The sequence below is a fragment of the Rhizobium sullae genome, assembly GCF_900169785.1.
Lineage (GTDB): Bacteria > Pseudomonadota > Alphaproteobacteria > Rhizobiales > Rhizobiaceae > Rhizobium > Rhizobium sullae.
On sequence record NZ_FWER01000138.1, the window covers coordinates 1 to 2,814 of the forward strand.

The 2,814-nt window shown below is 55.1% G+C and carries 2 protein-coding genes and 1 pseudogene; all 3 read right to left on the reverse strand.

The window, feature by feature from the left end; translation table 11 throughout:
• Nucleotides 1-403 precede the first annotated feature (403 nt).
• Entirely contained in the window at nucleotides 404-1,168 is a 765-nt protein-coding gene (locus BN1800_RS39220; protein WP_051336868.1) for a sulfotransferase, read from the reverse strand.
• Between the two features lie 185 nt (nucleotides 1,169-1,353).
• Nucleotides 1,354-2,664 carry a chitooligosaccharide synthase NodC gene (gene nodC, locus BN1800_RS39225; protein ID WP_087006290.1) on the reverse strand — a complete coding sequence of 437 codons (1,311 nt, stop codon included), beginning with the start codon at nucleotides 2,662-2,664 and terminating at the stop codon, nucleotides 1,354-1,356.
• 22 nt (nucleotides 2,665-2,686) lie between these two features.
• Nucleotides 2,687-2,814: pseudogene (locus BN1800_RS39230) on the reverse strand (chitooligosaccharide deacetylase NodB); the annotation flags it as partial.

Sequence of the window (2,814 nt, forward strand, 5' to 3'; positions counted from 1 at the left end):
CCGTGACCGGCGCAACCGCCTGACGTCTCACACAAGCGCCTTGTTCCGACCTTGATCAAACAACGTGACATCGCCGCTCTCGGCTTCCAATCGGCTGAGATAATCGCTCTTAGGTTCCGCGAATTAATTATGATGGGTAATCTCAAAGGTCTTCAAGCTCGTCGTCCAGTCTTGTTTCTAAAGCAAATTCCCAATGTGGATACTCTTTCTCGTCCGACACCCCCCGCAGGCAGCGAGGTGCGTAGAGAGAATTCCTTCGCTGGACTAAGGAGCGAGCCGCTGTCAGCATCAGATATATCCCTCGACTTTCTTCATCCCGGTAGAGAACGGGTAAGCGCCATCGAGCTGCTTGCTACTCTGGATTGCTGAATTGAATGGGTCGACATACCTGCACTTTTTCTAGTCAGCCTTGATCAAGATCAACGAATTTCGCGTAAGGTCCATATGCGAAGTGATCCCGCAACTCTCGGAAATTCCGTACCGTTTCACTCAACGGGCGCGATTCTTGTCGTTGTAGAATGCCGCGACCCCAAAGTTTTAGGGGTGAAACATCAAGGAAATTGAAGACGGTTGCCACACAAGCTCTAGGATCGCGAAGAAGGTCCTCGTATTCGATTTGAATTATGCTTGTAGGCTCGAAGGCGCTTGCGACGCGGGCGTGGAAATCTTCGGCAGCTTTGAAATAGGCCTCGCAGGCGGCGATTGACAATTTCACGGGTCGCGGTGGAGCGGCCGGCTTGTCGGAACTGAACTTAAGCCACCTCCGGGTCTGCCTTGCCTGCACGAGCGATCTGAGAGATTCCAAGGTGTTCCTGCGAACCACAAGGACAACCTTAAGCAGCGGCCAGCGGGCCAGCTCGGAAAAAAAGTTCGGACGCTCGCGAAACTGAGGTTCGTTGATCTTGCAGCCGACATGCGTCACCTCCTTATTTTCTCTCGTCGGGTGGCGCACGAAGGCACGCTCAAGGAGCTCGCAGTCACTACCTGACAGGCGATCTTTATCGCCCCAATTCGCATCATAGGTGTTGAGCAGCTCGCCGTTGCTCAACACATTCGGATGCTCGTTCAGCAGTTCTTCAAGATAATGCGTGCCGGTTCTTGGCATCCCGAGGACTACAAATGGCTCAGGCGAGAGTGTGGATCGGATCGTGCGTGTTCCAATTAGCATCTGCGGTAACTCCAGCAAAAGTCCTGACTGTCATTATGTGCGCCAGCCCGTTCAATCTGAGCTAGCGGTGCTCCAAGAGCCCGGCAAACTTGCTCCGGTTTCAGAAGGGACTGCAAGCTCTGCCCTTGCTCGCGAAGCTGTACTTCGTTGCGCCTGCGCCTCAGCCCTATTTTCTGTTTGGCCATTCATTTCCGTCCACCTGCGGAAACGCGGCGATCACTCGCCGCTGCAAGTGCCTCAAGCGCCGCCGGCCTCGACTCTTGGGTGGCGTCATGCGTTCTGCTAATGTCTTGCACATTGGCCGCGCTCCCGCGCGATAGCCAATCGCTATTGGACAAGGTACACAACGCATAAGCCTTCAAGGGAAGTAAGAGAAAGATGTTCACAAGCGTGTGCAGCGAAAAGCCAATAAATCTGAGTTGGCGAGCGCGACACGCAGCCACGCTGCACCGTATCAGAGTCATTAAGGCGATCATCAGGATCGTCCACCAGGGGAGCGTGCCTGTCAGTATGAATTGCCCCGCTCCTGTGACTACCGACAGGGCGAGAAGCAGTGGTCCGAGGTTCTGCCCGACCACGTCCAACGTGAGATACCGATCGAGCCCAGGTAGGAGGGGAAACGCGAGCAACGTGTCACGGAACGTACTACGTGCCCAGCGCAGTTGTTGGAGCAGATACGGCCCCAACTTGTCCGGAACAACTGTCGCCGCTATGGCGTCTGGGACGTACTCCGTCCGAAAACCAGCCTTCAGCATGAGGATCGTCAGATGGCGGTCCTCACCAAAATCGCTTGGTTTGCCTCGATAAAGCTGCGTCTCGTACTGGTCCAACAGCGAGAGCAGCGCGGATCTGCGGTACATTGCACACGGGCCGCAGCAACACATGACGGCACCGAAGCGAGCCTGTGCCGCGCGCTCTTCGTTGCAGGCAAGCCAATATTCCATGTCAATCAACCGCGTCAGCCATGTTTCGGTCCGGTTGCTGGCCGTCAACTGGCCCATGGCCGCACCCAGCACTAAATTTTGCATTTTGCGCGCAAGTTTGGCGACCACATCAGGCGCGATAGTGCTGTCCGAGTCTACATTCAGGATGAGGTCTCCGCTTGATTGCCTAATCGCGGCAATCTGCGCTTTGCGCTTTCCGACGTTCTTCGGTAGCAAAATGAAGTTGAATCTCGGATCGTATGCATAGGCTTCACGTACAGCCATGACTGCGTCACGGTTCCTGGAACCATCATCGACCACAAAAAATCGCAACTCTCCCGGATAGTTCTGGTCTGCAAGGGACGCTAGGCACGCTGACAGAACGCGCGGGTCCTCATTATAGGAGGGTACAATGATATCCACACTCGACAGAGCACTAGCTTCGACTGTTTTGGCCGGTACCGCTGATCCGTTTGCGGGGCGAGCATAAAGGACCTGCATGCTCTTGTAAGCGGTCGAGAGCAGGGCATACATCGATATGGCGGCGATGCTGGTTGTAGCAAGCAGGGTCATGGTTTCTCGTCGTCCAGTGATGCTAGGGAAGTAACCGAATTGCAAAACCACGGCTGTGCAGCGCCGGGATGAGACGTGAAAGCGCCAAAAGAGTTTGGTCACGCAGACCCGAAAGCCCAACCTCATCGGGAGGACAGCCGTCGTGCAAAA